The following is a 25,094-nucleotide window of genomic DNA, read 5'->3' on the forward strand; positions in this document are numbered from 1 at the left end:
GAAAGGGTGGTTAAAGAATGATTCTCAGTCCGAAAGACAAAATTACAACTCCTCAAACAGCTGTCATTGTCATCAACTTCATACTCGGCACAGGATTACTCACCCTACCCAGATCATCTACGGAGAAGGTGCATACACCAGATGTATGGATAAGCGTTATTTTAGGCGGCGTTATCGCGATAATCGCGGGGGTGATCATGGTAAAGTTAAGCCAACAGTTTCCCGAAAAAACCTTTTATCAATATATCAATGATATTTTAGGAAAATGGGTGGGGAGTTTACTTAGTTTAGTTATAATCTGTTATTTTCTTACAACTTCCGGGTTTCAGCTCCGTTCAATGGCGGAAGTATTAAGGTTTTTGCTTCTGGAAGGTACCCCTACATGGGCAGTTATGATGATTTTCATGTGGGTGGGTCTCTATCTGATCATCGGCGGCATTAACCCCATCGCCCGTCTTTTTGAAATTATATTACCTTTGACGCTTATCCTTTTTTTGGTCGTTACCTTTATGAGCATTAAAATATTTGAGATCGATAATCTGCGTCCAGTATTAGGAGAAGGAATCTCCCCTGTACTAAAAGGAGTAAAGACAACGGCTCTCGCTTTTACGGGGCCTGAAATCATGTTACTGCTCATTCCGTTTATGAATGAGCCCAAAAAAGCAATAAAAGCCGTTCTTGTTGGAATTTCCATTCCATTGATTTTTTACGTGATAACGGTCGTAATGGTTATCGGAGCATTATCTGTTGATGGAGTGGTCACGAGAACATGGCCGACACTTGATCTTATACGGAGTTTTGAAGTCGCCGGTTTGATCTTTGAACGGTTTGAATCTTTATTGCTGGTGGTATGGATCATGCAAATATTTGCGACATTTACCATAACATTCTATGCAGCTGCTTTAGGGCTTGCCCAACTTTCAAAAAAGAGCATTCACCCATTTATGTTTGGGTTGCTTCCAATTCTCTACATCATTGCAATGGTTCCGAAGAATATCAATGACCTCTTTAAACTTGGAGATTTCATCGGCAATTTCGCACTGTTTTTATTTGGTTTACTTCCGCTTCTCCTGCTTATCATCTCAAGAGTAAAGGGAGGAAAATATGAAACAAACACATAGCAATATCCGTCCCCTCTTCATTTCCCTCTCCATTCTTTTGTTCTTATCCCTTACAGGATGTTGGAGCAGTCATGAAATTGAAGAGCAAAGTTTAGGTATAGGTTTGGCATTTGATAAAGGCAAGAAGTCCTCCATCGAGAAAGAGGTAAACGAACAAGGGGGGAGTTATTCAAAAAAGGACCTGATTACTGCAACCTATCAATTTATCACTCCACAAGTAGCGAGTTCAACAACGAAACAATCCGGACCCCAACAAAAATCTTATGTTAATGTTTCTGAAACGGGAGATTCCGTCCATCAAATGGTTCGTGAATTATCATTGAGAAGTGAACAACCAGTAACGGGTCACCATATGAAAGTGCTTGTTATCGGTGAAAGTCTTGCAAGATCGTATAAGATGGAACAATTACTTGATCAAAATCTTCGAGAAAGTGAGATTAGGCCAAGCTGTCTTGTGCTCATCAGTAAAGGAAGAGCAAGCAAGACACTGGAATCAAAGAAAGCAGGAGAAATTCCAGCTTTCCGTCTGGCTGGCATTGTAGAAAATGCATATCGGACAACGAGGATCTTTCCTCCCATGTCGCATATTAAAGTAGAGAGCAAGATCCAATCAGAATCTAGTTTTCTGTTGCAAAAAGTACTATCAGTGAATGGGCAAGTCAAATTTGCCGGAGCTGCCGTTATTGATGGAAAGACACACAAAATGACTGGTACTTTGAATGAAGAAGATCTGGAGGGCGTAACATGGATAACAGGCAAGGGAAAAGGCGGTGTAGTGAAAAGCTTTGACAAAGAAACCGGTCAGCTGATTGTGTATGAGATAGAGTCCATGAAAAGCAATATCACACCTCGAGTTAAAGGAAACAACATCTCTTTTGATGTAAACATTGAATCAGTGGGAAGACTGTCTGAAAACTGGGTGATTTCAGGAGATACTTTTAAAAATGAATTTCTCAAAAAAGCAGAAAAATCATCTGAAAAAGAAGTGAAACGCCTGGTGGGGAATGTATTAGAAAAAATGCAAAAGGAATACCAAGTGGACGTTGCTGGCTTCGGAAATCGATTGAGAATTGAGCACCCCAAAGTATGGAAGAAGGTCAAAAAGGATTGGGACCAAACATTTAGTGAAACCCCGATCAACTACGATGTAAAATTAACCATTAATGATTATGGAACATCAGGAGGATCAAAGAGGTAAACCCTCAGGATAACACCTAGAGGATCTAGCATTAAATGTTGAAAAAGAAAACTTCTTCATTGCAAGCACCACGGGAAGCGATTAAACGGTGACCTTGGAAATACAATATCGACGAGCATGAAAAGACCTCCCACAGTAAACTGTGGGAGGCCTTTAACTTAAAAGTGAGTTATTTTCCACTCAAGGCGCTTTTTTCATAAAACCTCAACCGATGCACCAGGTGAAGACATCTTCTATTTATATACCACTCAAATAAAACATAGCTTCTTTAATCTTGATATATTCAATTGAATTAATCAAACCCACAAATGTTCATACAATTGAATAATCTATTGCGTGTTCACGAAAATGTTTTTTTAACAAATCTACCTGAATTCCCCAAGGGAAAGATTAACTTAATTCCACTTTAGTAATTTCACTTAAATGGACCCCATTTAAAATCGAGTCTTCGTCTGCAACAACATATTCAATGACAGTCGGGCTTATGGTTCGAATATAAACAAAAGCTGAATCATCTACATGCTCAATTCGAAGCTTTTTCCTCTGTGCCTGCTTAATATCAAGCTGGTTGGTACTAGCTTCCGGCAGGCTTGTGTAATAAATTTCAAAATCTTCTTCTGACGCATCAATGAAAAGATGCCATATGTTATATTCTTCTTCCTGATCAATCACTGTTTTTAATTTCCCTTTTCTCCCGATGCCAAGAAAATACTTGAACTTTGATTCGCCATTCACCATATCACGGTCAATAACTTTTATACTTCCGCCTTTTCTGCTTTGCACAAGTCCAAAGGCAACGCCTGTTTTTCCCGTAGGAGCTGTTAAAATATCTCGGTTAACCACTCTGTTTCTCTCTTCTTGCTTTAAATAAGCGCCTTCTGTCCCCAGTGGTGGGAGAATCTCAAAAAGATTATCAGACACTTCTCCCCAATTTTGAGAGTTCTGTACTTCCCTTTCAATCCATTTATTAAATAGATCCATAACGACCGGGGATTTACTTGAATTACCCGCAAGCAGTATGTTTACTTTATTAATTTTGCTTGGTTCTGACCGGGCAAAAGCGCGCCTTAATGACTCAAAGAAATTTTTAATGCCTTTTTCAATCCTTTCCTCAATCAGTTGTTCCATTTCATCTTGATCGATCAAAAGTTCCACATTGAGTTTTGGGTGGCCGGCTTTGTCAAACAAGTCTGCCCGAATCATGCCTTTTCCAAACTGTTCTTCATACCGTTCATGTCTTTCCCAAAGCGGCCTTAATTTTTCTACCAATTGTTTCGTATTTAAATAGGATTCTTGTGACTCATTAATCAGCGTTTCACTTCCGGGAAATTTCACACATTCTGCTGGGAGAGTAAAAGGAATATTTAGCTCACGCATTGTTCTTTGATTGTTTTTAAACACTTGGAACGCCAAAAGCTCCAGCATGTTCTCTCCGCCTAAATAACGGTCCCCGCCCGCTGCAAAATGCTCAATGACATAATCATATCTGCTTTCTTTCAAGCCCGCTTCACGCCAAATGCCAAAATCAAAATCGGTCGTTCCTCCACCAAAATCAAACACACCGTAGTATGTTTTTTCGTCCTCTTCCGGTTCAAACCCGTATTCCTGTAAGGCACAAACGGCATAGGCAGCAGGTTCACTCGCCCCAGCGGTGACACGAAACTTTTTCATTATTTCTTCATCCTGCTGAATCGGCATAGGAAGCGTCTTTTTTAACCCACGCTCAAAACACTTTAGAATTTTTTCTCTTACCTCTTTTTCATACGTCACCGGGAAAGATAAGGTGTAGTCCAGGTAAATTCCATTGTTCTGGTTATTGATATACAAACCGAGGTAGTAGGCGTATAACTCGATTGGGTTGATTTCCTGATCGGTTAAGTCCAGAAAGGAACGCAGTACAACGGCATATCCCCTCTTGTCTTTTAATCTGAGTTCGTTTTTCTTTTCTCCAGCCCACTGCTTTAGATTATTCAATATGGAATAATAATGGTCACTTTTTCCATTCATCAAGTTATTAAGAGCATTATGGGAAACTGTCACATCCTGCCACCTTGTATCTGGTCTTCCTTCTTTTTCTTGATAAAGCTCCAGGAAATGTTCTAAATCAATAAATTCAATCACGGTTGGATTTTCATAATGCCAGTCTTGTACTTCCGTGTTAAGGTAGCCAACCCCAATACGCATGGGAAGAGTAAAATCACTTTCTTCTTGATGAACGACCACTGTACTTTTCGTTCCAAAATCAATGCCAACTATGCCGTCCTCCCTAATATCCATTTTAGGGTTTCTGGCCATTATTTCTTCGTTCAGTTTTATCGTTAAAGGTTTTTCATCAGAGTGGACAGTCCATAAATCCCAATGTCCCCGGTTTGGATCTATTAACATCTTTTCATCATATGTATCAATATCAGCTCTTACTTTTTCAGAGTTTAAAAGCTTCTCATAAAACGTCTTGGAATCGATAGCGATTGATGGCAATTCTTTTAGAAAACTTTCATGATCTAAACCCTTCAATTGATACAATGCCAGCAAATAATCATACTCCTTCTGGCGTTCTGCGCTTAATCCACTTGGTACTAATCGGTTTTCCAGCCAGAGATGGAGAGCCATTTGATCATTGATTTCAAAGGCATTTTCCCCATTTAAACGGAAAACAGGAACGAAAAATCCTTTTCCCAGCAAATTGTTTTTTTGATTTACCACATCAAAACTTTGAATGTCGTACCCGTTAAATTTAAAAGCAATTGATTTAGAAGGGTTAGCCGTTTGATTGGCAAATATCCTTGAAATGGAAGGATTTTTACTCGTGGAGTAATCATCTAAAGCTATTATTTTCTTATATACAGGGTGATCGGTTGTATTGAAACTTTTGGCAGCTTCCTCCCGTGTCATGGCATCACCTACAAAACCGGAAACGTCCAGATGCTTTTTGTAGTCAAAATCTTCGTCCACTAATTCATAGTATTTTCTATAAGGAAATAAAGCTGCAATGTTGTGATCATATATAACATTTCCGTCATTCATGTAAACCCATCTGGAACGGAGCATCTTTTTAATGTCTTGAAAAAAGCTCGCTTCTTCCTTAAAAAAGGTTTCTTCTGCACTCTGATATAAATGGCTGATTAAAGATCTCACTTCTTTATAAGTCATTGAAACGGCAGAGACTGGAACAGTTTGGGAATCAGGTGAAAATGGAACCTGCTCTTCATTCTTATTCATTAAGTAAATGGAACTGTCTATGTTATTCTTTTCAGCTAAACTTATTGCGTTCTCAAGGGGCTCTATATCTTCTACCGTTTCTTGTTTTTCAACTACTTTTAATAATTCTTCTGAAAGAACTTCACCAGAATCCAAATAACATATCAGATCACCAATCTTGACTATAGTGTCCTCCGCTACATTCAATTCTTTAAGGGTACCTTCTTTTTCTGAAAAGAGGTCAAATTCGATGCCCTCACAGCTGAATTTGGCTAAGCTTTCGCCCACCGTAATATAATCGCCTGGCTGTTTATACCATTGCACAAGAAGGATTTTTTCAATCCCTTCTTCAATCTCTGGGATAATAATCGATGTCATTGTTATTTCTCCTTTATTATCATTCTCTTTTTCGCCTGCTAGATTCTCACAACGGATTTTTTAATGGTTTTACCATTAATGCTTATATATCCTGGCAGGAGGATGTCCGTAATGTTCCCGGATATTTTGCTATTGAGGGCTCTTATGTACAAGTCTTCTCTGAAGACCTCATTCATTTTCACTTCCTGTATTTTATATAAAGGGGTATCGTATGTTTTACTGTATTCTTGAAAGAAATACAGAAAAAGGGCGAGCAAAATCTCTCTTTCCTGCTCCCGTCCTTCCATAATCTCGTTTTTAATAAAATCCCACAAAGATGAAATGTTTTCATATTGCACACCACAGACGATAAATTCCTGCACCGAACCGCCCTTGAAGATTCCTTTTAAGGAACTTTTGGTGGTTTCGGATAATTGTTGAACAGCTTCGTAAAGTTCTTCTGCTTCCCGATAGTCTGCTCTTCTCTTTTGCAATTCATTAAACTGGGATTCCAATTTCTCATTTAGATGGTGGATCATTATTTGGTACTCGCTAATTTCCTCTTTTTTCGACTCAATCTCTTGTTGGAGCTCTGCAATTTCTTTTTCTTTTTCTCTCAGCAGCTCCTTAGGTTCCCCCATTTGACTAAACGAGCCCGCTTCTGCTATTTCCTTTATCTTTTCAATGACCCTTTCGTCTTGAAGGGAAACCATTAATGCCCCAATAAAACCATCATCTAATTCTTTATTCATCTTTACACTCCCTTCTAAGTGTGAACCAACCCTGAATAGCTACATAAGCTTGCTCTGCTGTTTTTGGGCGTACCAAATATACCTACCCTCTCTGCACATGATAGATTTTTTAAAATAGTCCACCTGTGCTTTCAGATAAACATTTTCTTCTTCAACACTAGTAAATTCCTTTGGGTCCATATACCACGCTGGTCTTCTAATGCTCATTATTTTGGACTTTCTTTACCCAATTCACTATTTACGCCTCACTTTTAGCACTTTCCGCGTTAATTCTTCTGTATATGTATGAAAGGATTGCCCCTTTTTTGCCATAGAAAAATCCCCTCCCAGATAGACTGTTAGGAGAATACAACCATAACTTATATTCTAAGAAAGCAGTAGTGAGATTACTTATTTCCATCAAAAATACGTATATAACGTATTAAAGATGTATTGATAATATGATGCTTACTATCACTTTTTACAATAAAATACTCACAGTGTTCCATCTTTTTTAATACCTCTTGTAAAACATCCTCTTTTTTACTACTCAATCCTTTTTTTATTTTCTCCCACTTAACATCAGCGTCAAGAGTATAACAAACATAGAATTCCTTTAACAGGTTAATCTTCCCCTTAAATGCTCTAGTTTCTTTAACTGCTTTTATCTTGATAAAAATATGAACACAAGAAATAAAGAGCAATATTGTTAAAGCTAAAGACAAATTACTATAACTTTATTTAGTTACCCATCTGTTGTATACAAAAATATTTGTTTATATCTAATCCAAATTCAATAATTAGCAGTATTGAATCATGTACATCCTATTTAATTTTTCCTTACTCCGATATACCATCTCATAAGTACTACTTAATAATATTCGGTATGATCATATTGTTTAAGTGGGTTGAAATAACTAGGGTTACCCCCCCCTGAAAAGGCCTCTCATCAGTAAACTGTGGGAGGCCTTCAACTTTAAAGATATTCACATGTCAGGTGAGCACTCATTTATGAATCCCTGTTAACCCCTTATATTAAGGGATTTAAACGATGATTACATCATGTCGCCCATTCATCTTTAAATAAAAAAGAAAGTAATAAGATAAAAAAGGACTATATATCAATATTCCGCAAGAGTTCGACTGGATTAATTTAAATGCGATATGATTAAGAAGAGGACAAACGCGAACAAAAAAAGCCCTTCTCGTTTGAGATGGCCTCTGTTATGCTGTTCAGCTTAATTCACTTCGATAGTAATAATTGAAAAAAATATGATTTTAGCGATACATTTTATGAGCAATCGCGTAATTTTTAAAACGCATTGCTTGATGCTAGTGGGTTTTTGATTGTTCGCATACATCGGTATAGGAACGACCATGTTTGTATGGGAGCTTAAACAAATTATCCGTAACAGCAGTAACACAATCTTCGCAATAATAATTGACGAACTCTCTACCTTGTTCAAAAAGTGGTGTCATCGTATCTATGTCAGCCCATTTAAAGCAGTAAATACACATTTGCCTCATGATATATCACTCCTTTTTTATCCAAAAATAAATAGTAATAATCAAAAGAAGAATATGTGCCACCTGTCGACATTATTCATGAAACGATATTCTTTCGTAAAGAACCTCTACCACCAAAAAAATTAAGGAAGCAGGGGAAACTGCTATAAACCGATACCATTTATATACCACTTAACCTGAGTATTAAACCTCCCCAAAAAACATTATTCGTTTCCCGTGAATTTTTTTCAACAAGATTTAGAAGTTCCCCCAGGGTTCAAATTTGTGTTTACTCCGTTTGCTGATTGGAAATAACATAATAAATCTTTTAACTATAATCAGAGTAGGAGTGATATTTATGACAAGACATTCCAAAAAAATCAAACATAAAGCAAAAGCTACTTTGAATAAAGTAAAGACTAATATTAAGGAAACATTATTTAATATCGCAGACATTCCAGCAACATCTGTACAGCAATTGGCTGATTTTATACAACATCACCCTGATACAAAAGTCACCAAGAAACAAATGCTTGGTATTTCCTATGCCTTCTATAGTTTAGAAACAGAAGGGTATCATTATTATTTAGAAACCCATACATCCAAAATTTTGCAGTTGGATGGACATTATCAGGATAAAAAAATGGTATCTTATCGATCATATAGGGATTATTATCAATTAAATACACCAATTAAAATGCCCAACTAAAATTTCGAGTCTACAGTTTTTTAAAGGCTTGTACAATTTGAACGTTGATTTACTCTCAAGTAACCCGCTTTCCGCGGGCGGTCCGCCCTTTGCGCCTGCGGGGTCTCCCCTGGACACGCTTTTCCCGCAGGAGTCTCGCACAACGGTTCCAATCAACTTCGTTTAAAAATTTAGATAGACCCCTTTCATTACATAATAAAAGAGCTGCCAATGAAGTGAACCCAAAAAGTTAGACACTTTATTTACTTAGGCAGCCTTGAGGGCATGAACCCGGTAATCTACCGGGCTCATGCCTTTTAATTTTACCTTGATTCGTTGATGATTGTAGTAATGGATATATTCTTCTTGTTCTTGTTTGAAAAGCTCCATGCTTTCAAATTCTTGAAAATAGAGTAATTCAGATTTTAATAAGCCAAAGAAGTTTTCAATGACCGCATTATCGAGACAATTTCCTTTGCGGGACATGCTTTGTGTAATGTTATGTTTTTTCAACTCATGCGAGTATTGTTTCATCTGATAGTGCCAGCCCTGGTCTGAATGGAGAATGGGTGAATCTTTCGATTCCAAGCGATCAAAGGCTTTATCCAGCATTTTGGAAACGAGCGGATAAACAGGCCGAGATTCGATATTATAGGCGATGATTTCTCCATTAAACAGGTCAAGAATGGCCGATAAGTATAGTTTCTCCCCAGCTAGATGGAATTCTGTGACGAAGGAAGGTTATAGTGCCTACAGCGGTCTCGTTGATCGATGCCCCATATTCGTTCATATATTTAAGTACCTCTAGATTAAAGGGCAGAGTGTAATTTGTATAGGATGAAACAAGTCCTTCCATCCCATGTTTTAGATAGCGAGCGACCCATCTTTTCAGGGGGGATAAACCTACATTTCTTTCTTGAGCAATGGATTTATAGGATTTTTTCCCTTCTAAGTACTCTAAAACAGCATTTGATTTTTCTTCTATTGTATATTTAGTCAAAAAAACTGCACCTCCAATTGTTAGATGTTGTCTAACAATTGGGGTGCAGTTCACAAAGCAGCTCTCTTATTGAAGTAAGGTACCTTCTCCAATTCATGGACGGTCATTGAAAAATGACTGTTTCTTTTGTCACTTTCCATCACTGCCAGTTTGTGTGAAAGACTCCTGCTAAATCACGTCGCTCATAGGTATGTGCACCAAAGTAATCACGTTGTGCTTGCAAGAGGTTTGCATTAGAGATGCCTGTTCGATAACTATCGTAATAAGAAAGTGAAGCGCTTAAAGATGGAAACGAGATACCGGAATTTATTCCCTCACAGACAACCTTTCGCAACCCTACCTGGTAACCTGTTACCTTTTCAGCGAAATATGGTGAGATTAATAAATTGGCCAGATTCGGCTGCACTTGATAGGCTTCGCTAATGACATTTAAAAATTCTGCCCGAATGATGCAGCCGCCACGGAAAATAAGCGCAATATCCTTTAAAGGCAAATCCCAGCCGTTAAGTTCAGAACTCATTTTATATTGAGTGAAACCTTGCGCGTATGCACAAACTTTTCCCATATATAATGCTTGTCTAATATAGTCAATCCACTCATTTTTATCTAATTTTTGCTGAACGTTCTCAGGCCCTGTTAGGATGTTTTCTGCATTGACCCGTTCTTCTTTTAAAGCGGAAATGTAACGGGCAAACAATGACTCTGTAATAATCGATGCTGGTATTCCGTTATCAATCGCTTGCATACTGGTCCATTTTCCTGTGCCTTTTTGTCCTGCTTTATCAAGAATCACATCAATCAAGGGCAAACCCGTTACTTCATCTTTCTTCCTTAAAATTTCCGCTGTGATTTCGATTAAATAACTTTTCAGTTCGCCTTGATTCCATGTTTCAAAGATGTCAGCAATTTCATTAACTTCCAAATGCAATTTTTCTCTTAAAAACGTATAAGCTTCGGCGATTAATTGCATATCCGCATACTCAATCCCGTTATGTACCATTTTCACAAAATGACCTGCTCCTTTTGGACCGATATAGGTACAGCAAGGATCATCATTTACTTTGGCTGCGATTTTTGTCAGGATTGGAGCTACTTTTTCATAGGCGTCCTTATCTCCGCCTGGCATGATTGAAGGTCCTTTTAACGCCCCGACTTCTCCACCGGAAATACCAATTCCTACATAACTGAATCCTTTAGATTTCAATTCATCATATCTGCGTTCAGTATCTTCGTAATGGGAGTTACCGCCGTCCATGATAATATCCCCTGTTTCAAGATGAGGAAGCAAAGAAGTGATCACCGAGTCGATCGGTTTACCCGCAGTCACCATTAGAAAAATCTTTCTTGGAGTTTCCAGTGACTTAACAAACTCTTGGATTTCGTAATACGGATGGATCGACTGACCGTCCAATTCAGCAACAAGCTGATCCGTTAAATCTCTTGTGTAGTTATAGACAGCCACTTGTTCCCCTTTGCTAGCCATATTTAACGCGATATTACTGCCCATTACCCCTAAACCAATGACACCAATTGTATTGTACATTTATTTCTGCTCCTTTTATGTAAAGATAATAGGCAGTAAATCCCTGCCATAAGTGGGGGATTTACTGCCGGGAAAAGCCTATACAAATAAACTTAGTAATAGAATAAATCCTAATCCAGCTACTGAAATGATCGTCTCAAGCAAGGTCCATGTTGCAAATGTTTCTTTCATGCTTAAACCAAAATACTCTTTAAACATCCAGAAACCAGCATCGTTAACGTGTGAAGCGATTAAACTTCCCGCTCCGGTAGCAAGTACAACTAGAGCAAGGTTAACGTCCGTCTGACCTAACATCGGAATAACTAAACCAGCTGTCGTTAAGGCTGCAACGGTAGCAGATCCTAATGAAATACGCAGGATTGCCGCGATGATCCAGGCAAGCAAGATTGGTGATAATGATGTTCCTTTGAATAATTCAGCTACATAGTCACCTACACCGCCGTCGATCAATACTTGCTTGAAGGCCCCGCCCCCTCCAATGATTAAGAGCATCATTCCGATATGCAAGATTGCTGATGTACAAGATTCCATAATATCTTTCATTGGAATCTTTCTTGCTAATCCCATTGAATAGACCGCAAATAATAAGGATAGCAACATGGAAGTACCGGCTTCGCCAATAAAACGGATAGCTGCCAGTAAACCATTATCTTCAAATCCCATTGTTTTTTGCATCAAAGTGATAATCGTAGCAATTGACATTAATATAACCGGAAGTAAAGCGGTAAATACACTGATTCCAAATCCAGGTGTGTCTTCAAGTTTAAAAGATTTTTGTTCTCCTAAAGAGGCAATGCTGCCTGTTTTCGTAAATGATGCAGGTACTAATCTTTTAGCTATCTTCGTAAATACTGGTCCAGCTAAAATGACGGTTGGAACCGCAATGATGAAGCCGTAAAGTAAAACCTGACCAATGTCTGCACCATATTCACCAGCGATAACGGTTGGTCCTGGGTGCGGCGGTAAGAACCCGTGAGTTACGGATAATGCCGCTACCATTGGAATACCAAGATATAATATCGAAACTTTTAATTCTCTTGAAATGGCAAATACGATTGGAATTAATAATACTAATCCCACTTCAAAAAATAACGCGACACCGATAATAAATGATGCTGCTACGACTGCCCATTGAATATTCTTTTCACCGAATTTTTTAACAAGGGTCATGGCAATGCGCTGCGCTCCGCCTGAATCTGCGATCAACTTACCCAACATCGCTCCAAGTCCAAAGATTAACGCTAAGTGACCAAGTGTTCCGCCTAATCCAGCTTCAATGGTTTTGACAATTCCATCAAGTGGCATCCCAAGTGCTAAAGCCACTCCAAACGATACAATGATCAAGGAAATAAAGGTGTTTAATTTTAAGCCCATTATTAAAATTAATAAAGCGACAATTCCTAAAGCGACAATGACTAATGGCATTGTAATCCCTCCATGTCTTTACTTTGCAGCATTTATTAAGTTTCTTTGATAATTCGCAACCTGTGTATATTCGTTTTCCAATACCCTTGATAGGTTTATAAAAATCGGCAGTAGCTGCCTATATTCTTTTACAGAATCATCTTTCGGTGTGTGCTTGTGGGTATTGCCTATCATTTCAGAAACTACTTCGAAGGAATCAATTTCCCCTGTAGCATATAATCCCAATATACAAGCACCCAGGCACGAACTTTCGTAGCTTTCCGGAACCACGACTTCCGATTCGAAGATATCGGACATCATTTGCCGCCAAACAGCCGACCTGGCGAAGCCTCCCGTAGCTTGAATTCGGGTCACGGGACCGTCCATGCATTCGGTTAAGGCTAAAAATACTGTGTATAAATTGTAAATGACTCCTTCTAGAGCCGCCCGAATCATATGTTCTTTCTTATGCGAAAGTGTTAATCCGAAAAATGAACCCCGTACGTCCGGATTCCATAATGGTGCACGTTCACCTGCAAGATATGGATGGAATAGCAATCCATCAGCGCCCGGTCTTACACGTTCAGCAATCTTGGTCAAGACTTCATAAGCGTCGATTCCAAGCCTTTTAGCTGTTTCCACCTCGGAAGAAGCAAATTCATCGCGAATCCAGCGAAGGACCATCCCGCCATTGTTTACCGGCCCGCCAATCACCCAATGCTTTTCCGTTAAGGCATAGCAAAAGATTCTTCCTTTTTCGTCTGTTTTCGGCTCGTCAATAATTGTCCGAATCGCACCGCTTGTCCCAATCGTGACAGCGATTTCACCTTTCCGGATAGCGTTTACACCTAGATTTGAAAGGACACCATCACTTGCCCCAATGACAAAAGAGGTTTCTGGGTCAATCCCGATCTGTTTGGCTAAATCCGGGTCACAGTTGTTAAAGATCTTTGTTGTTGGTACAAGCTCAGATAATTGACCACGCGTTATTCCAGCAATTCTTAGGGCTTCCTCATCCCAATCCAAATTTTTGAGATTCAACATGCCCATGGATGAGGCAAGGGAATAATCGACAACATATTGATCAAAGAACCTTTTAAAGATATATTCTTTAATCCCGATATACTTTTTAGCATTGGTTGCGATCTCTGGGCGATCATTCACGATCCAGGTGATTTTGGATAATGGCGACATCGGGTGTATAGGTGTTCCGGTTCGTTTGTAAACTTCATGCCCATCTAATTCATCTTTTATTTTATGGGCCCAAGCTTCACTGCGATTATCTGCCCAAGTGATACAAGGGGTTAGCGGCTGGTCATTTTCATCCATAGCTATAACACTGTGCATCGCACTGCTAAATGAAATAAATGATAGTTTTTTGTCTGGATGCTGTTTCGTTATATTTGAAAAGGCTTTCAAAACGGCCTGGAAAATCTCCTCAGGGTCTTGTTCCGCTGTTGTCATATCCGGTGTGTAAAGAGGATAACCAACATTCTCTTGCTGGATGACATCGCCTTTTTTCGTAAATAATACAGCTTTTGTACTTGTTGTACCGATGTCTACACCTAACATATAGCTAGTCATTTTCTTGTTCGACTCCTTTTGAAAGCATCTGTTGGGCCATCCATAAGTCTTCAACTTTCTCTTGAACATCATCAAAGTTTTCATGTAACGACTTAATCATGAGGTCTCGATCTTTTGTTTTGATCGCATCAATATAAAGTTGATGGTTATTTATGATTCGTGTAAAGTCTTCATACTTTTCTTTAAAACGGCTGCGCATGGATAGAAGAATCAAACTTTCCATCACAGGTTTTAAATTATCCCAGATCATCAGGATGTAGGAATGATTGATGGACCGAATAATCGTTTCATGAAATAGGACATCCTGATAGGAAAACTCATCAGCATCTTGGTATTTTATGGATATTTTCATCATCTCTAATATTTTACTAAGTTCCATTACTAATTCATTCGTGTTCATCCTTACTAGACGTTCAAATACAAACGTCTCGATGAGTATCCGTACATCATAAATTTCTGCATACTTCTTTTCTGTTAAACCAATGACAACCGCACCCATTCTTTCTAATCGGATGATATTTTCAGAGGCCAGTATTTTTAGCGCTTCACGAACTGGAGAGCGGCTTACACCGAAATCAGCAGCTAATTTATTTTCAGATAGGATGGCACCGCTTTCAATCATGCCCGAAATAATACGCATTCTTAGCTCGGACGTTACACGATCACCAGCTGAAGCTTTTGAAAGCCATTTTACAGGATAAAGAAATTCCTTTGATTCAGCCATAAATTCACCTTCCAATAGAGTTCAAGTACACTTGTATACAAGTATTATAATCTTTAAATAATTAGTAATGCAAGCTTTTTGAATTCAACTGGATTCTCGTTAATATAGTCAAAGTTTGTTGGGAGTTTAGAAGGTTCTAGTACAAAAATAACTTATGAATACTTGGTATTATTTTTTTCCATTACATTCCTCACCATGCGCTTTTGCTTGTATAACCTTTGCAGGAGCCCTGTCCTACATTTTCTTGGTTGGTAAAATCGAAAGGGTTCAGGATCATGCTGATTTTGATTTACGAAATGGTAAGAAGATATCGAGCTAATGATGAAGGCGTAGAATATCTACAAACAACAAAGCAGTGCATCCCTAAAATTGGGATCACTGCTTTGTTGTTTGTAATTTTTGCTAATACCCTACTATCAAAGCTAAAGTCAACTCTTACTGATCTTATTACTAGTAAAGTAAGTAAGAAATCTAGCCATCATAAACATATATCTTTGCAACTTTTTCTGAAAATCCTGCAATAATTATTGCATAGATATCAATTGTACCCAATAAGTGTGCCTGGCTAAGAATTTAGTCATATTTAGTCTTTTCAATGTACTTATGTTTTACTACATCTTTTATAAGCTTCTAATTTTGTCGATATCTACTCAGAATTTGTAGTTATTTCTCGGGAAATTGTTGAAATTTGAAAATAGTGATGTGACATATCGTTTGTCAGTTAGATGTTCATTTCACACGTAGCTGCGAGTTCATTGGTTAAAAAATTTAGCTCTCTTTTAATTGAATGAGACCATGGGTTAAATTGTCATATGTATCGTGTATCGCTATCTCTGTTTCATTGGTTCCTTCTAATCTTTCTTTTTCTTTATACGAAGGTATGTAAATTTCCACATTTTAACCATTTCGCTCTGAGTTTTAAACATACTTTCGAACATTAATTTTGCATCTCCACTTCTTTGCCACTTCCTTTGAAGAGGATGCTCATTCATTCGGATGTATATCATTTTGCATATCGGACCTCCCTTTCTATTTAAAGATGAAGGTTCTGTGAATTTATTTTCATGTTATATCGCCCAGCGATACGAAACACAAAAAAGAAGCGATAAGCCCCTTTCTTGAGGAACACTATTAAGGACATGGATCTTGCTAGAGCTAGGAAACCGTTGTTTTAAGCTGAGACATATCGTTTGTCAGTGGACGTTCATTTCTTGCGTAGCTGCGAGTTCATTGGTTAAAACAATCAAAGTCTCTTTTATTTGTTTGGAATTATGGGTTAAGTTTTCATATATATCGGGTATGCTATCTCTGTTTCATTAGGTTCTTCTAATCTATCTTTTTGTAGATACACAAGGTCTTTACCTGTACTCTCTAGGGACTTGTCCGTATCGCGTAACGCTATGTGCGCTTCGATGTCAGATTGAATAAAGATAGGCAACCTCCATCTTAAAAACTCATATCCGTTTCGTTCTAAGAACGGTGGGAGTTGCATCCCCACTTCTTCTTCCACTTTCTTAGAAAAAAAATACTCGTTCATTCGGATGTATATCATGTGTGCATATCGACCGCCGCTTTTCTATTAAACCTAAAGGTTTCGAATTTATTTGCAAGTTATATCGTCCAGCGATATGAAACAAAAAAAAGTGCCGATCAATCCCTGTCTGGAGGAACTCTAGTAAGGATGACTCTTGTTTTTGAATACAAGTTCTTAACCTTTTCAACTCCCATTTTATCAAACTGCCTTTTTTGCTTGCTTCAAATTGTGTATTTTGTTTTAGACGCATATCGCTTAAACAAATCTTCAATGAATTTCAATTGAGCCTTCGTTTGCCTTTGGTAGAACGTCCGATACATTGGTATCGTCAAGCTCTTATATAGTAGGTACCAAATCTGTAAAGTTGAAATATTCTTTCTTAAAATCTATGTTTCAGCTACGCGAATCATAGATGGCACTATGAATTTTTTAAAGTTTTATGGATTCGCATCTCAATGCTTTTATCCATCATTATTTAAAAAATATTTATCAAACGTTTCTACATCAATAATTTGCTCCACAAATCAATACACAGCTAGGCAAAAAACCTTAACAGTCACCTTATTTTCTAAATATGGAAAAAAGCCCCCGCCATTTTTCGGAACGTTTTTGTATAGACTCTTCTAAACGTTTATTAAATTCATTTTGTGAACTCCATTCTTTTTTCTGTTCGTCCCTCATATTTTGTATTTCTTTTTGTAAGAGTTCACTTTTTTGTTTTTCTTGTTCCAGCAATGTTTCGTATTGGGTATTTTGTTGTTCAGTTAATTGTTCAATTTTAGTATTAGTTCTTTGCGCTGAATTTCCAATACTAGAACTAATAACATGATGATCTTGCTGGAGCCGGGAAACCTTTGTTTTAAGCTGGGACATATCGTTTGTCAGTTGGACATTCATTTCACGTGTGGCTGCGAGTTCATTGACTAAAAACATTAAGACCTCGTTTAATTGATTGGGATCGTGGGGTGAATTTTCATATGTATCGGGTATCGCTATCTGTGTTTCATTGGATCCTTCTAATCTTTCTTTTTGTTGATATACCAGGTCTTTTGCTGTATCGTCTAGGGGCCTGTCCGTATCGCGTAGCGCTATAAGCGCTACGATGTCAGATTGAACAAAGATACGTCGATCTCCATCTTTCAAAAACTCATATCCATTCCGCTCCAAGATTTGACCATACTTTCGAACAGTGGGAGTTGCAATACCCACTTCTTCTGCCACTTCCTTGGAAGAGAAAGCTCGTTCATTCAGTTGTATATCACGTCGCATATCGGACCTCTTTTCTATAACTAGTTGTATCTGTAGTCTACCTGACCTTAAATTTTCTGTCTAGATGAGTATAGCCTATTCAGAAGTTGTTAGGGATAGCGATAAGATTTCCTTTTCCTTTCTTCTGTTTTCCATATAGGATTAAATAATCTATTCGTTTACCTTCCTTTTCTTGCATAGCCTCTATCTATACCTATCCATTGTGGATGTTACAACTGGTTGGGCCTGGCGGCTGGTCCCGTGTCTTTAGAAAAAACTGGCCAGCCTTAACCTCAAGATTCCCCTTTTTTGTTGCAAGTTACACACTCGCACAAATTTCGTATAATCACTTAAGTTAAATTGAACCCTCTTATAATTGTCAAGCTTGATAAGATTGTAACTTATAGTAGTATACTCTAGCTCTAATATAGTCTGCACCCACTGTTTTAGCCCATAACGTTCGATGATTTCCATCACTAGATACATGATATTCTATCATCGCAGGCTTTCTAGAATAACTTTGTGTATATTTTCTATTGCAGTGCTCGAAAAGAGTAGAATTCCATCATAATTCATAGGCTCTTTTACATAACCAGCTCTGAGTCCTTTTCTACTAAAAGCGGATGGCCGATTATTGAAACCAATTCCATTAATCCACCTAAGTGTTTAAGTGATTCGTGGAGACAACAGCCAGGAACTTCTGCATACTGCACAGAACTAACAAAAGAAGAACTAACAAAAGCATTGGAAAAAGCAAATAAAGAAAACTCCCCATTCCTACGGGATAAGGTAATAGAGAAGTTATCAGCTTCTAACTTCAAACCCCTCTCAAGTAAAGATATTGTGAATATGAACAGAGAAGTATATAATTCATAAAACAAAAAGGTGCACTCAGTTTAAAGTGTACCTTTTTGCATATCCATATATCCCCATAAAGTTGTAAAAAAATATGTTTGTCTTCTTCCTTTTTGCCGCCAAACAATCCAGAATATTATTGGTAATTCTGAGAGATTACAAAAGCCCTTCCAGCCCGATCTCAATTTTTTTCAAAAACAGAATCTAAGTACGGTTGTGTTTTAATTCCCTCTTCTACAGCGAAATGCTCTATAACTTTAAACTATTCAATTTATAACTTGTATTAGTAAAAGAAGCTGCCAGATGGCAGCCGGATATTCAATTAAAGCACCCGTTATTCATAATAAACGAAACACCCACATCGCTAACTCGTAAAAAAACGAATAACCAATATAAAGGATTAAAAATAATGCTACCTACTGCAACTCCTCCAATATGTTCATCAGAAAAAATATAAACAAGAGCCTCGATTTTTAAACTGAAATCGAGGCTTCTAATCAATGAATATATATTCTAGACTAGGTCTTGTTAATCCTCGTTGGAAGAGAACGAAAACGTGGATGCCCAGCAAGGATGGAACCTCTCATCTGTTTAACGACAGGATGTTCTGACGAAAAAAACTGATTTTTAGAATCGTAAAGCTCGATTAATTCTCCTTTTTCCAGTACACCCAAAGTATCCGCGATTGAATAGGCCGCTTTAATATCATGTGTAATAAAAAGGTAAGATAAGCCGAAGTCTTTTTTTAACTCCCTTAATAATTCTAAAATTAGTGTTTGATTAACCATATCTAAACTACTTACGGATTCGTCCAAGACGATTAGCAGTGGCTTAAGAGAGATTGCTCTAGCAATATTAATTCTTTGCAATTGTCCACCGCTAAATTGGTGTGGGTACTTTTTTAAATCCTTTTCACTTAGACCTACTCTTTCCAATAACTCAATAACGGTTCTTTTTTGTTCGGCTACGGTTAGTTTTTCATAGTTTTCTAATGGCTCGCCTATAATACGCTCGGCTGTCATTCGTGGATTGACGGATGAATACGAATCCTGAAAGACGACTTGTAGATCTCGGCGTATCTTTTGACGAATATGCTTATCAGCAGTATAGATATCATGCCCTTGAAACAGAACCTGTCCTTGCTGTGGACGTTCCAAGCCAAGAATCACTTTTCCTAATGTACTTTTTCCAGCTCCACTCGTTCCGAGTAGTCCTAAACATGTTCCTTCGTCAATAGAGAGGGAAATGTCAGTGAGTACTTTTTTAGAATGGTCTTTCCATTTAAAAAACGTATGAGAATTATAGCTATGAGTTACTGCTTTTACTTGTAATAAACTCATTTGTTCACCCCTCAAAAGAATGCAATCTATATATCACAACATATGGGCGATAGGTTCTTCAAGATTTATGCTAAGGCGGGCATTTAGCAGTTTCTTTGTATACTCATGCTGCGGATTATCAAATAGTTCAAACACATTTGCAATTTCTACAATTCTGCCATGTTGCATAACGACTACATCATCTGCCATTTCAGAAATGACTCCAAGATCATGAGAAATGAGTAAAATGGATGTTCCATATTCAGAACGAATTTTATCCAGGTGGCGAAGTACCTGTAATTGGTTATGAACGTCAAGTGCAGTTGTCGGCTCATCAGCAATAATAACGGAAGGTTTTAAACATGCAGCCATCGCAATCATCACGCGTTGCAGCATACCTCCACTCAATTGAAAAGGATAGCTTTTTAATAGTTTCGCGGGATTTGGCAGGTTTACATTTTGCATCGCATCGATGGCAAGCTCTTTTGCTTGTTTTTTATTCAATGAGGTATGAGACCTGATCGTTTCGATAAATTGATTGCCAATTGTAAAAACAGGCGTAAATGAATTCATCGGATTTTGCATGATAAAGGCAATATCCTTGCCGCGAATTTCACGTATTTCTTTATCGTCTAAACCATTCAATTCTTGCCCTTGGAGGGTAATGCTCCCTTCAATTGTCGTTGTTTTCCGATCAAGAAGCTGTAGAATGGACATACTCGTAACGGTTTTACCACTCCCACTTTCCCCAACAAGCCCCAGTACCTTCCCTTTTTTCAGTTCAAAACTAATATCCTGAACGAGGGTGGAAGCACCATCTTTTGTATGTACTTGTACATGTAGATCGCTCACTTTTAATACATTCGATCGTTCTGTTCCCAATCTTCTCATTCCTTTTTATTAACGACGTTTGACTCCAAAACGTTCTGATAGCGCTTCGCCTAATAAATTGAAGGTGACGACAACGAGCATAATCATCAAACCTGGATATAGCATTAATTCTGGATTCGTCCGAATATACGATTTCCCTTCATGAATCATTGCTCCCCATTCTGGTGTAGGGGGTTGCACACCTAAACCTAGAAACGACATTGCCGATATATCCATGATGGCCCAACCCATTTCTAATGTACCCATAACAGCGAGCGGAGGGAGTACATTTGGAACAATATGTTTCTTTATTATCTTCCATTGAGAAGAACCGCTTATTTTAGCTGCCGCTATATAGTTTTGCTCTTTAAGACTAAGTACCATTCCTCGGAAAATTCTCGCATAATACACCCATTGCACAAGCATCAATGCTATGATGACTTGTTTAAGGCCAGGTCCCAATATACCAACAAGTCCAAGAATGAGCAAAAGATTCGGAAATGCCATAACACCATCACAAAGTCTCATTAGCACCTGGTCCACCCAACCACCTTTATAACCAGCAATGGTTCCAACAATCAAACCGATGCCTAAAGATGAAATAAAGATTAATGTGGCAAATCCTAACGAAATGCGAGCACCATATAAGATGCGTGATAACGTACATCTTCCTAAATGATCAGTTCCTAATGGATACTCAAAGGAAGAGGGCTGTAGTTTATTAGCTAAATTGACAGCAATAGGATCATTAGGTGCAATCCAAGGAGCCAAGATGGTGATGATAAATAGGAAGCTTAATATTATTGAACAAAGGACAATCACTTTCTGACTTCTCATCATAATACGAAGACTTGTCATCATTGACGTTGCCCTCCTTTTCTGGAGATGCGTGGGTCGATACACATTTGGATTAGGTCAACAATCAAGTTGCTAAAAATGAATAGTCCCGCAGCTAAAAGCACATAGCATTGAATGACAGGAACATCCCGATTAAAAATAGCTTCAATGAAATAACGACCAAATCCTGGCCAGGAAAAAACCGCTTCGACAATAATGGTTCCAGTCAGCAACTTTCCTAAATTCATCCCCAGTCCAGTAATCATGGGGGATATGGCTATTCTCAATACATGTTTTCCCATAATGACTTTTTCATGAATCCCTCTTGTGCGAGCAAAAAGGACATAAGGTTCCTGTAAATTTTCAAGAACGCTAGCACGTAATAGTCGAGTATACAAAGCTATTAATGGAAAAGCTAAAGTAACGGAAGGAAGAACCAGATGTTGCCAAGTCCCGATTCCTTCGACAGGAAATAGGTCGAGTTTAACAGAAAAGAAAAAAATCAATAAATAACCAAGCCAAAAAGAGGGGATGGACGCCCCGAAAAAAGAGAGAAGGCGACTAAAATGGTCAATACCACTGTTTTTCTTTATGCCTGCCAAAAATCCAAGAGGGACACTGACCAGGATAGCTAATATGATGCTACCTAAAGCTAACTGAATGGTCGCTGGCATTCGATAGGTTACCTCTTCCCAAACAGGTTTATTCGAAAGATAAGATATGCCAAAATCAAATTGGCATATCTTAATAATAGAATTTACATATTGAACATGGAGGGGTTGATCTAAGCCAAACTCATGTCTTTTCTGAGCCAATATCTCTTCTGTAGATTGGATATGTGCTGCAGATAAATATGCCTCAGCTGGGTCCACGGGTGAAAGGTGAATCATTCCAAACGTTAGAAGAGTGGCCAAAAGAAAGATGGGAATAATGGCCATAATTCGTTTCAAGATATAAGTGCCCATGAAAACCCTCCTGTAACTTACTTCTCGATGCTAATTCCTGTGAATGGATGTTCATCCCGATTAGCAGGGAATGTAAAATTAGATACATCTTTTTGGTAAACAGCTATTTTCTTAATATAAGAAATAGGCACAATCGCTCCTTGGTCTTGCAGTGATTCCAAAATAGTTGAGTAAAGTTCTTGACGTTCTTTTTCATCTGTTGTTCCAGGAACATCTGCAATTTGTTTTAACAACTCATCTCTGTTCGGATAAGATGAAATGGCTTCGTTAAAACCAAATCCTTTTGAACCAACGACATTTACGAAAGTATGTGGATCATACGGTGCGCCATAGTTACTAAAGAAATTCAATTCAAAATCATTAGCTTTGAATCTTTCAATTTGTACCGTAAGCTCAACGCCAACGATATTTAATTTAACACCTAGTGCCGCCCACTCAGATTGTAATGTTTCGGCCATTGCTTTTTGAATCGATTCTGCAGAGTCGTACATTAACTCGATTTCAAGCGGCTTTCCGTCTTTCTCACGAACGTTTTTTCCTTTTGGAAGCTTCCATCCTGCTTCATCTAATAAAGCTTTTGCTTTTTCGACATTATAATCAATCGCTGTTACATCAATGTCTGAAGTATACGGGAAGTTTGTCGGTAAAATGAAATCTGCCTTCTCTTCCAACCCAGAAGTAACTCCGTCAACCATTGCTTTTTTATTAAATCCATATTGTAACGCTTGGCGAACACGTAAATCTGAAAGTTGTTCTTTCTTCGTATTCATAACTAGTTGTCTTGTCGCAACCGGATCAGAAATACTAGTCTCATAGGTACCTGTTGTTTCTAATTGTTTGAAAGCATCCAGACTGATAGCACCTTCACCATAAATTAGGTCAAGGTCACCTTTTTCAAAAGCAAGAACACGGGTTTCCGCATCAGGAATGATCTTGACTTTGATTTTCTTTACTTTAGGGAGTTCACCCCAATAATTTTCATTGCGTTTGAAAATAGCATATTCATCTGCTTTATGTTCTTCCAAAACCCATGGGCCTGTACCGACTGGTTTTGTAACACCTTTAGAAGTGTCACCATCTTTAGGGAATCCAGCATCACCTAAGAATCGGACTGGACGAACAACGGCTAACTCTTGAATAGTAGGATAATATGGCTCCTTTAATGTTAGTTTAAATGTGTTTTGGTCAATTACTTCCGTTTGATCCACTTTCGGAATAAAGCCCAACCAACTATGTAAATCAACATTTTTCAATATAGTATCAAAGTTCTTTTTCACAATTTCAGCATTAAAGCTCGTACCGTCAGAAAATTTCACATCTTGACGGAGGTTGAACGTATATTCCTTCCCATCCTTGGAAATTTCCCAAGATTCAGCTAAATGCGGTTTCAGCTTACCTCCATCTTGGTAGCTGACCAAAGGTTCATATATCATTGATGTAGCGAATAATTGAGAAGGATTATAGACATGCGGATTCATTTCACCTATATCCCTAGGCCAAGCCAAAGTAAGCATGTCTTTACTGTCTTTATTTGAAGTTGAATTATCTTTTGATTCATTTGTACATCCAAGTAAAAGCGTTGTTAAAATTAAAACGATTGCGGATATAAATAACACTTGTTTACTGTTTCTTCTTTTCGACATAACATTGGTGCCTCCAGTACCATATTGAGAATCATTTTCAATTCTAATGAGAAACTATATTATTGTCAATATAATATCGAAACTCTCGAAAGATATAAATATGTTTTGTTAGAAATATATAAACTCAATATCCTTTTCTGTGATGATGCTGCTACTCCAAATATTCTAACATTCGCCCCCTTTTAAAGCCGGTATTGCTCGTGAAAGTTAGGAATTCGACCAAAATGAATTACGTTCCGTTGTGAAGAAATAATCATCATTCACCTGTTTTTTGATAACACAATCATCAGTTGCAATAGTCTTAACCTCATAAGAGGATAAAGTTGATAATATTATTTCCATATAATGATTTATGCGTAGAGGAAACCATATGTAATTTACCTTTGAGCTAGCTGCCTTTTTCCAATCCTACCGGATCTCATCTTCGGAAGAGTGGACATAGCATTTAATCGTTGTTTAGATTTGTGAACTTCGCCAGCCAGTTTAACAAAAACAAAGTTATGATCCGGATTATATTCATCAATCACTTCATACAAATAGTCAACGTATAAATCCATTAATTCCTGAGAAACGTCTATTTTTCTTTCCCCTGTTTTCTAGCTGTTCTAGATATGTAAAATAGAATTTTAAAGCCGTACAATAGGCCCGTAAAGTATTACGATAAACAATTAAAAGATTATATGACAAAAAATATCGAAGATAAGACCTCCTATAAGTTCAGTGAACTTACGAAAGGTCTCCTCTAATTGGTGAAAAAAAGTTGTCTCAA

The 25,094-nt window shown here is 37.9% G+C and carries 18 protein-coding genes and 4 pseudogenes; 4 read left to right on the top strand and 18 right to left on the bottom strand.

Features of this window, described 5'->3' with window-relative positions:
* The first annotated feature begins 17 nt into the window (after positions 1 to 17).
* Entirely contained in the window at positions 18 to 1,121 is a 1,104-nt protein-coding gene (locus tag Q8G36_RS19680) for a spore germination protein (RefSeq protein ID WP_305161466.1), read from the top strand.
* Positions 1,105 to 2,319, top strand: coding sequence for a Ger(x)C family spore germination protein (locus Q8G36_RS19685; protein ID WP_305161465.1), 1,215 nt, complete (start codon positions 1,105 to 1,107; stop codon positions 2,317 to 2,319). The genes Q8G36_RS19680 and Q8G36_RS19685 overlap by 17 nt, the downstream gene beginning before the upstream one ends.
* Positions 2,320 to 2,709: 390 nt before the next feature.
* On the opposite strand, the gene Q8G36_RS19690 is transcribed toward Q8G36_RS19685, so the two are convergent.
* The 5 genes and pseudogenes from Q8G36_RS19690 to Q8G36_RS19710 all read right to left on the bottom strand — a co-directional run bounded on the left by Q8G36_RS19690 (position 2,710) and on the right by Q8G36_RS19710 (position 8,132).
* On the bottom strand, positions 2,710 to 5,895 hold the full coding sequence (locus Q8G36_RS19690) for a biotin/lipoyl-containing protein (protein WP_305161464.1): 3,186 nt from the start codon (positions 5,893 to 5,895) through the stop codon (positions 2,710 to 2,712).
* A 38-nt stretch (positions 5,896 to 5,933) separates the two neighbouring features.
* Entirely contained in the window at positions 5,934 to 6,626 is a 693-nt protein-coding gene (locus Q8G36_RS19695) for a hypothetical protein (RefSeq protein ID WP_305161463.1), read from the bottom strand.
* A gap of 84 nt (positions 6,627 to 6,710) precedes the next feature.
* A pseudogene (locus Q8G36_RS19700) lies at positions 6,711 to 6,938 on the bottom strand (IS3 family transposase); the annotation flags it as partial.
* 74 nt (positions 6,939 to 7,012) lie between these two features.
* On the bottom strand, positions 7,013 to 7,330 hold the full coding sequence (locus Q8G36_RS19705) for a hypothetical protein (protein WP_305161462.1): 318 nt from the start codon (positions 7,328 to 7,330) through the stop codon (positions 7,013 to 7,015).
* Between the two features lie 607 nt (positions 7,331 to 7,937).
* Positions 7,938 to 8,132, bottom strand: a complete 195-nt coding sequence (locus Q8G36_RS19710; RefSeq protein WP_305161461.1) for a hypothetical protein — start codon at positions 8,130 to 8,132, stop codon at positions 7,938 to 7,940.
* A gap of 337 nt (positions 8,133 to 8,469) precedes the next feature.
* Between Q8G36_RS19710 and Q8G36_RS19715 the strand changes: the two genes are divergently transcribed.
* Positions 8,470 to 8,820 (top strand): hypothetical protein, encoded by a 351-nt coding sequence (locus Q8G36_RS19715; RefSeq protein ID WP_305161460.1) that lies wholly within the window; start codon positions 8,470 to 8,472, stop codon positions 8,818 to 8,820.
* A 246-nt stretch (positions 8,821 to 9,066) separates the two neighbouring features.
* Here the strand turns inward: Q8G36_RS19715 and Q8G36_RS19720 are convergent.
* The 7 genes and pseudogenes from Q8G36_RS19720 to Q8G36_RS19745 form a co-directional block, all read right to left on the bottom strand.
* Positions 9,067 to 9,531 (bottom strand): annotated as a pseudogene (locus Q8G36_RS19720) (IS3 family transposase); the annotation flags it as partial.
* Positions 9,479 to 9,853 carry a transposase gene (locus tag Q8G36_RS29380; protein ID WP_370694090.1) on the bottom strand — a complete coding sequence of 125 codons (375 nt, stop codon included), beginning with the start codon at positions 9,851 to 9,853 and terminating at the stop codon, positions 9,479 to 9,481. The gene Q8G36_RS29380 and the pseudogene Q8G36_RS19720, both read right to left, overlap by 53 nt.
* An 85-nt stretch (positions 9,854 to 9,938) precedes the next feature.
* A complete protein-coding gene (gnd, locus tag Q8G36_RS19725; RefSeq protein WP_305161459.1) occupies positions 9,939 to 11,342 on the bottom strand; it encodes a decarboxylating NADP(+)-dependent phosphogluconate dehydrogenase in 1,404 nt (467 codons plus the stop codon).
* A 78-nt stretch (positions 11,343 to 11,420) separates the two neighbouring features.
* Complete coding sequence (locus Q8G36_RS19730; RefSeq protein ID WP_305161458.1) at positions 11,421 to 12,767, bottom strand: GntP family permease; 1,347 nt, start codon at positions 12,765 to 12,767, stop codon at positions 11,421 to 11,423.
* Between the two features lie 18 nt (positions 12,768 to 12,785).
* A complete protein-coding gene (gene gntK, locus Q8G36_RS19735; protein WP_305161457.1) occupies positions 12,786 to 14,330 on the bottom strand; it encodes a gluconokinase in 1,545 nt (514 codons plus the stop codon).
* The gene (locus Q8G36_RS19740) at positions 14,323 to 15,054 is read right to left on the bottom strand and encodes a GntR family transcriptional regulator (RefSeq protein ID WP_305161456.1); all 732 of its coding nucleotides are present in this window, start codon (positions 15,052 to 15,054) and stop codon (positions 14,323 to 14,325) included. Before Q8G36_RS19740 ends, gntK begins: the two co-directional genes overlap by 8 nt.
* Before the next feature lie 2,095 nt (positions 15,055 to 17,149).
* Positions 17,150 to 17,857 carry a hypothetical protein gene (locus tag Q8G36_RS19745; RefSeq protein ID WP_305161455.1) on the bottom strand — a complete coding sequence of 236 codons (708 nt, stop codon included), beginning with the start codon at positions 17,855 to 17,857 and terminating at the stop codon, positions 17,150 to 17,152.
* Positions 17,858 to 18,502: 645 nt separating this feature from the next.
* On the opposite strand from Q8G36_RS19745, the pseudogene Q8G36_RS19750 reads away from it, so the two are divergent.
* Positions 18,503 to 18,712 (top strand): annotated as a pseudogene (locus tag Q8G36_RS19750) (3-hydroxyisobutyrate dehydrogenase); the annotation flags it as partial.
* A gap of 497 nt (positions 18,713 to 19,209) precedes the next feature.
* Here the strand turns inward: Q8G36_RS19750 and nikE are convergent.
* From nikE to Q8G36_RS19780, 6 genes and pseudogenes are all read right to left on the bottom strand, one after another.
* Positions 19,210 to 20,031, bottom strand: a complete 822-nt coding sequence (gene nikE / locus Q8G36_RS19755; protein WP_305161454.1) for a nickel import ATP-binding protein NikE — start codon at positions 20,029 to 20,031, stop codon at positions 19,210 to 19,212.
* A 33-nt stretch (positions 20,032 to 20,064) separates the two neighbouring features.
* Entirely contained in the window at positions 20,065 to 20,892 is an 828-nt protein-coding gene (gene nikD, locus Q8G36_RS19760; RefSeq protein WP_305161453.1) for a nickel import ATP-binding protein NikD, read from the bottom strand.
* An 18-nt stretch (positions 20,893 to 20,910) separates the two neighbouring features.
* Positions 20,911 to 21,741 (bottom strand): nickel ABC transporter permease subunit NikC, encoded by an 831-nt coding sequence (nikC, locus tag Q8G36_RS19765; RefSeq protein WP_305161452.1) that lies wholly within the window; start codon positions 21,739 to 21,741, stop codon positions 20,911 to 20,913.
* Positions 21,738 to 22,682, bottom strand: coding sequence for a nickel ABC transporter permease subunit NikB (gene nikB / locus Q8G36_RS19770; RefSeq protein ID WP_305161451.1), 945 nt, complete (start codon positions 22,680 to 22,682; stop codon positions 21,738 to 21,740). Before nikB ends, nikC begins: the two co-directional genes overlap by 4 nt.
* Before the next feature lie 17 nt (positions 22,683 to 22,699).
* Positions 22,700 to 24,325 (bottom strand): nickel ABC transporter substrate-binding protein, encoded by a 1,626-nt coding sequence (gene nikA / locus Q8G36_RS19775; protein ID WP_305161450.1) that lies wholly within the window; start codon positions 24,323 to 24,325, stop codon positions 22,700 to 22,702.
* A gap of 470 nt (positions 24,326 to 24,795) precedes the next feature.
* A pseudogene (locus Q8G36_RS19780) lies at positions 24,796 to 24,921 on the bottom strand (tyrosine-type recombinase/integrase); the annotation flags it as partial.
* Positions 24,922 to 25,094: the final 173 nt, after the last annotated feature.

It is taken from the genome of Peribacillus frigoritolerans (assembly GCF_030676415.1).
In the GTDB taxonomy this organism is placed as follows: domain Bacteria; phylum Bacillota; class Bacilli; order Bacillales; family DSM-1321; genus Peribacillus; species Peribacillus frigoritolerans_A.